Genomic DNA, 6,000 nt, shown 5'->3' on the forward strand with positions numbered 1-6,000 from the left:
GCGAAAAAACGCATGAGCAAACACTCCGGACGCCGCCGATTCCTGTTATCGGCGGCGTCTTTTGTTTTCAGTATCGCCGTTGTCGCCATCCTGTTCGGAGGGGGCGGATGGTGGTTGCTGGCGCACCCGGAAACACCCGTGCCAACGCATTGGAACCCCCTGCGAGAGCTGAAAGTCACCGCGCCAGTCACGCCAATCACCCGGTTTCAGCTTAATCGCGCGCTAGCGAACGAAGTACAGTGCCGCGCCGCCTTGGCCGACGCCGGCGCGAACTTTGAGGCGATGGATGATCTGGTCGTGGATGAGAATTGCGGCATCACCGGGCGCGGCCTGTTGTCTGCGCTGGTGACAGCGGATGTAAATGCGGTCGAAACCAGTTGCGCGACCACTCTGCGGCTGGCCATGTGGGAACATCATATAATTCAACCCGCTGCGAGAGATCTTTTGGGCACGCAGGTCAGTCGCTTGCGGCATGTGGGCAGTTACAATTGCCGCCAGATGCGTACCGCTCAGGGTCAGAGCAGTGGTTGGAGTAGCCATGCCAAGGCGGATTCCATTGATATTGTTGGTTTGCAATTCGCGGATGGGCGCAGTCTGACATTGCTATCCGATTGGGGCGACGAAGGACCTGAAGGTCAATTTCTGCACCAGATCTGGCGCGGCGCATGTGATTGGTTTCGTGTGGTATTGGGTCCTGATTTCAATCGCTTGCACGCGGACCACTTTCATCTACAGGGTCCCGGATGGGGTTATTGCCGATAGGTTATCTTGGCGGGTATTTAACGCAGGGACGGAAAGAAATCTCCGCGTCCTTGTGGTGTGAAGTCCAGAATGTTCCACAGCGGCCACGCCGCATCCACGTGCCGCGGATGCCAGTCACTGGGCTCGAAGAACAGCTCAGAACTCCAGAAATGGCTTATGCCGTCCGCATCGCGCTGAAAGATGTTCAGGATCGGCAGTTGGCTTCCATCCTCGGCCTCAGCCAGATAGTCGCGCTGATAGTCTGTGCCCAATGCAGAATAAAGCGGTAGATCATCCCACGACATATCCGCTTTCAGCGCTGCCAGCCTTTCACAGGTGTTTTGCGCCACGACCGCAAAGGCGATTTTCTGCGATATATGGGCGATCTGCCCATTCAACCCGTCCAGGAAGGCAGAACACATCGGGCAAGGTGCCTCTGCATCCGGCCCGTACATAAGCGAGTATATAGCCAAGGTGTCATGTGATCCGAACAGGGACGACAACGGTGTCGGCGCACCCCGGTCTGATCGAAAGGCATAGTCCCGCGGAATTGCCCCGCCTTTGGGCAAACTACGACGCAGCTTTGCAACATTTTCAATCTGAGCCCGCAATTCAGCCTCAGCCGACAGCAAGGTGTTTCGTGCGGTTCTGTATTGCGAAGTTTCGTTGGGTAGCGACACGGGCATTGTTACCTCCTGGTTCCGGAACGAGCATTGTATTTAACTTTATTGTTAAATAAAGGGCCATCAAAATCAAGCCTCAGATCAAACCGGCAGGGTTTAGGGGGAATGCCGCTAATTTTTCCCTTTGTGCAAATTCCCGCTCCCGTTACCGTGTCTGCGGCGCTGGTAAGGCCAAAAACGAGTTTCAACCGGGAGATAACCATGGGAAAACGCGACGACCTGATCGCTAAATATGCCGAGGACCTGAAGTCCAAATGCGGTATGGACGCAGATATGGATCTGCTGACCAAAGTCACAATCGGCTGTGGCCCTGCAATTTATGACGCCGACGCATCGACAGTCGCGGCAACTCAGGAAGGTGAGTTGGAAACGGTCAAGAACAACTTCCTCATCAAAAAGCTGGGCCTGTCGGACGGACCGGAACTGATGGAAGCGATCAACAAGGCCCTTGAGACCTATGGTATGTCCGAGCGCAACAAATACCGCGCCGTCGTGTATTACATGCTGACAAAGCATTTCGGCAAAGAGGCTGTTTACGGCTGATCCCGCTATACTTTTTTTGCAGCGCCCGTCAGATCCCTGGCGGGCGTTTCCAATTTTAGGTACTTGCGGTTTGAACTGCGCCGCAAGGATCGGCTAGTGTCAGCATGTGACCAGGACGGTCAGAGCCAAAATTTCCATACGCGTGTGGTGAGTCGGGAGCACGCGGGGTAGGGAAGGTTCTGCATCTGTCAGGGCCTTCCCTTTAATTTGGTATCAAGTGGCCTGCGTGCCGCCCAGATCGCAGATCACCTGCCATTCCGCATCGCTGACCGGCTGAACGGACAGGCGAGAGTTTTTGACCAGCACCATTTCCGCCAAACGTTCGTCGGCCTTGATCTGATCCAGCGTGACGGGGGTTGCAAACGGGCGCACGGCCTTGATGTCCACGCATTCCCAACGCTCATCATCCGTGGTGCTATCGGGATGCGCCTCGGCGCAGACCTCGACAATACCAACAATCGCCTTTTCCTTTTGCGAGTGGTAAAAAAACCCGCGATCGCCAACTGCCATCTGACGCATGAAATTGCGCGCCTGATAGTTGCGCACGCCGTCCCATTCTTCGCCCGCATCCCCTTTTGCAACCTGCTGGTCCCAACCCCAGGTCGATGGTTCGGATTTGAACAGCCAGTACGCCATCAGCCTATGACCTTTTTCCACGCAATCAGGTCAACCGATTGGAACAACCCGGCTTTTGCATAAGGATCGTTGTCCGCCCAATTTTGCGCGGCGGCCATGTCTTCGACCTCCAGAATGATCAACGAGCCGATCATTGCGTCGCCGTCCAGCAGCGGACCCGCCTGCGCAACGACACCCGTTTCCTCAATATAGGCCAGGTGGGCAGCGCGATTGTCCAGCCGGGTTTGCAGCGCGCCGTCCTTGTCACGGGCGATGAGAGCGATCAGCATATTATTCCTCCTTCAGGGGTCGGTTGAGCAGGGCTCGGATAGCTTCGGTCACACTGTAAGCGCCACTGCTAAGGTCTGCCACCGTTGTACTGATTGGCATGTCCAGCCCTTCGGCGGCGGCAATTTTCGTCATGGCCCGCGCTGTGGCGACCCCTTCAACAGTGGTGTGGGTGTCGAACTGGATATTCCGACCTAATGATAGGCCAAAGCGATAGTTTCGGGACAGTTCGGACGAACAAGTCAGGACCAGATCCCCCAATCCAGACAATCCCATCAGAGTGTCAGGTCGCGCCCCGCGCATCAGCGCAAAGCGCTGCATTTCTGCAAACCCGCGTGTCATTAAAGCGGCGCGTGCGCTGTCGCCCAACCCGGCCCCGATTGCAGCGCCGCATCCGATGGCCATTACGTTCTTCAAGGCGCCGCCAAGTTCCGCCCCAATCATGTCGGTGGTTCGATAAAGGCGCAGGTTGGCAGTGGTCAGGTCGTGTTGCAGCGTCAGACTCAGCGAGTCATCTGCGCAGGCCAAGGTTAGCGCCGTTGGCAACCCGCGTGCAATGTCGTCGGCAAAGCTGGGCCCGGTCAGCAGGGCGGGTCGCGCATCCGGGATCGTTTGCTGGATCACTGAAATCGGCCCAAGCCCGGACGATAGCTCGATACCCTTGCAGCACGCCACCAAGGTTTTTCCGGCCAGATCAGAGGCCTGCGCTTGCAAGGCATCGCGCATTTTTTGCATGGGGACAGCTATCAGCAGAACATCAGCCTTGGTCGCCTGATCGATGTTCGATGTCACCGTGATATCAGCAGGCAAAGACACGCCAGGCAAACGCTGAGTGTTTTCACGTTCTGTTTGCATATGCTGGGCCTGATCCTGATCTCGAGACCACAGCGTAACCGGCCCGTTCCCGGCCAGTGAAATGGCCAGGCTCGTGCCGAATGCGCCAGATCCCAGAACGGAAACGCTCATGCCTTGGCGCCTTTCTTGCCGCCGCCCAGCATCGCGGGGCTGGTTTTATCCAGCGGCCAGCGTGGACGGGCCGTCAGGTCCAGCCCATCGCGTGCGCCCAGGCGAAACCGTTCCATCCCGGCATAGGCGATCATGGCGGCATTGTCGGTGCACAGGTTGAGCGGCGGTGCGGTAAAGCGCGCGCCTTTTTCTGCACAAACAGTCTCTAATGCAGACCGAATGGCGGTATTGGCGGCCACACCACCTGCGACGGCAATAACCGGGTCTGTAGGGTTTTCCTCAAGATACCTGTCAATCGCGCGGCGGGTTTTCTCGGCCAGAGTATCGACGATGGCTTGTTGGAACCCGGCGCACAAATCGGCGCGGTCCTGACGGGTCAGACCGCCCTTTTCGGCAACAATCTGATCCCGCATCCGCATCAACGCGGTTTTCAGCCCCGAAAAGGAGAGGTCACATCCCGGCCGATCCAGCAGAGGTCGGGGAAACCGGAAACGCTTGGGATCGCCAGAACGTGCTTCAGTCTCCACAGAAGGACCGCCGGGTTGCGACAGGCCTAGCAGGCGGGCGGTTTTGTCGAACGCCTCGCCGGGGGCATCGTCTATTGTTCCGCCCAGTCGCGTAAATTGTTCCGGCCCGTGCGCGATCAGATACTGACAGTGCCCGCCTGAAACCAACAACATCAGATAGGGAAACGCGATACTATCCGTCAGGCGCGGCGTCAGCGCATGACCCGCCAGATGGTTTACGCCGATCAGGGGAAGCCCGGTCGCGGCACTCAGCCCCTTGGCGCACATGACGCCAGACATGACCCCGCCGATCAGGCCGGGACCCGCAGTGACGGCGATCGCATCCATATCTGCCAGTGTCAGTCCTGCGACCTCCAATGCCTGCACCACGCAAATGTCCAGCTTTTCGGCATGGGCCCGCGCTGCGATTTCGGGTACGACCCCGCCAAATGCGCTGTGCAGCTCGGTTTGACCGTGAACGATAGACGACAGAACCTCGGCACCCGCACCATCGGATTGGCGCACAACAGCGGCGGCCGTGTCATCACAGCTGCTTTCCAATCCAAGAACGGTAAGTGTTTGCACCATAGGCCTGATCCGTTGCATCATGACACTCAAGCGGGGTATCACCCTGCGCGGACGCAAACAATCCCAAGGCCGAAGGCCCCGCCATTGTATTTGTTGATGACCCGCCCTCGCGCCGCCTCTGAAAGGTTTGTGGCACAGCTTTCGGACCGCGTCAGGTCACGGATAGACGTCATCTATTCTCCAATCCTGGAAATCCGACCCCTGAGGGTTGCGGTCGAAACGGACGGAATTCGCGGATTGATCTTTACTTCGGCCAACTCGGTCAATGCCGCCGCTTCGCTTGGCGTCAAACCCAATCTGCCCGCCTATTGTGTTGGTCCGGCGACCACTGGAACCGCCAAAGGGGCCGGATGGGATGCAATGATGGTGGGCAATACCGCCGAAGAACTGGTGGCCTACCTTTTGAAGCAGCGGCCTGAAAGCCCGTTGCTGCATCTCAGGGGTGAACATACGCGGGGAAATGTTGCCAGACGCCTGACCGAATCGGGGCTGACAGTTCGCGATCAGATTGTCTATCAACAGCGCCTGTTACCGCTGACATCCGAAGCGGCTGCGGCTGCATCCGGTGACAGACCTGTGCTCGCGCCGCTGTTTTCGCCCCGAACGGCGCGACAATTTGCCGAAATCTGGACCGGAACAGCACCTTTGTGGCTGATTTCCATCAGCGAAGCCACGGCCGAGCCCCTTTATTCTTTGGACTATGAGCGCCTAAAGATCGCCAAAGAGCCGACACCCAAGAAAATGCGGAAAGCCGTGAAAAAGCTTGTCAAACACGCGATGCGGGTTGAGCGTGGAGAGACCACTGATTAACTTAGAGTGGCCTGTTATTCATATGAAATTGGATTCGATAAGGGGAACGTCGCGGTGGCTCGTAAGAAAAAGACCGATCAAAAGCCGGTGGAAGACCCCAAGTCGGACGAAACGGTTGAATTCACCTCGCAGCGTGATGAGACAGTCGTTGACGCGGATGAGCCGCTAGAAGAGACCCTTTCCGAAGCAGAAGCAGAAGCAGAAGCAGAAGCAGAAGCAGAAGCAGAAGCAGAAGCAGAAGCAGAAGCAGAAGCAGAAGC

Annotated in this window: 8 protein-coding genes and 1 pseudogene; 4 read left to right on the plus strand and 5 right to left on the minus strand. The window is 57.3% G+C overall.

Annotation, left to right across the window (positions count from 1 at the left end; genetic code table 11):
* Positions 1-12 precede the first annotated feature (12 nt).
* Complete coding sequence (locus AC2FI9_RS04655; protein WP_496766077.1) at positions 13-762, plus strand: extensin-like domain-containing protein; 750 nt, start codon at positions 13-15, stop codon at positions 760-762.
* Between the two features lie 17 nt (positions 763-779).
* Here AC2FI9_RS04655 and AC2FI9_RS04660 read toward each other — a convergent pair whose 3' ends face one another.
* Positions 780-1,427 carry a DUF899 family protein gene (locus tag AC2FI9_RS04660; protein ID WP_496766079.1) on the minus strand — a complete coding sequence of 216 codons (648 nt, stop codon included), beginning with the start codon at positions 1,425-1,427 and terminating at the stop codon, positions 780-782.
* A gap of 198 nt (positions 1,428-1,625) precedes the next feature.
* Here AC2FI9_RS04660 and AC2FI9_RS04665 point away from each other — a divergent pair, with 198 nt between their 5' ends.
* Positions 1,626-1,967 (plus strand): DUF2853 family protein, encoded by a 342-nt coding sequence (locus AC2FI9_RS04665; RefSeq protein WP_282153670.1) that lies wholly within the window; start codon positions 1,626-1,628, stop codon positions 1,965-1,967.
* Positions 1,968-2,180: 213 nt separating this feature from the next.
* Here the strand turns inward: AC2FI9_RS04665 and AC2FI9_RS04670 are convergent, their stop codons facing one another.
* From AC2FI9_RS04670 to tsaD, 4 genes are read right to left on the minus strand one after another with little or no spacing between them, the layout of a single operon-like run.
* Positions 2,181-2,603, minus strand: a complete 423-nt coding sequence (locus AC2FI9_RS04670; protein WP_496766081.1) for an EVE domain-containing protein — start codon at positions 2,601-2,603, stop codon at positions 2,181-2,183.
* Positions 2,603-2,872, minus strand: a complete 270-nt coding sequence (locus AC2FI9_RS04675) for a YciI family protein (RefSeq protein ID WP_058275177.1) — start codon at positions 2,870-2,872, stop codon at positions 2,603-2,605. Before AC2FI9_RS04675 ends, AC2FI9_RS04670 begins: the two co-directional genes overlap by 1 nt.
* 1 nt (position 2,873) lies before the next feature.
* Positions 2,874-3,836, minus strand: coding sequence for an NAD(P)H-dependent glycerol-3-phosphate dehydrogenase (locus tag AC2FI9_RS04680; protein WP_496766083.1), 963 nt, complete (start codon positions 3,834-3,836; stop codon positions 2,874-2,876).
* Entirely contained in the window at positions 3,833-4,930 is a 1,098-nt protein-coding gene (gene tsaD / locus AC2FI9_RS04685) for a tRNA (adenosine(37)-N6)-threonylcarbamoyltransferase complex transferase subunit TsaD (RefSeq protein WP_496766085.1), read from the minus strand. The genes AC2FI9_RS04680 and tsaD overlap by 4 nt, the downstream gene beginning before the upstream one ends.
* Positions 4,931-5,026: 96 nt before the next feature.
* Here tsaD and AC2FI9_RS04690 point away from each other — a divergent pair, with 96 nt between their 5' ends.
* Together AC2FI9_RS04690 and AC2FI9_RS04695 are read left to right on the plus strand one after the other, a co-directional pair.
* The gene (locus tag AC2FI9_RS04690; RefSeq protein WP_496766087.1) at positions 5,027-5,740 is read left to right on the plus strand and encodes a uroporphyrinogen-III synthase; all 714 of its coding nucleotides are present in this window, start codon (positions 5,027-5,029) and stop codon (positions 5,738-5,740) included.
* Positions 5,741-5,794: 54 nt separating this feature from the next.
* A pseudogene (locus tag AC2FI9_RS04695) lies at positions 5,795-6,000 on the plus strand (hypothetical protein); the annotation flags it as partial.

The organism is Ruegeria sp. CDSA246 (assembly GCF_059611225.1).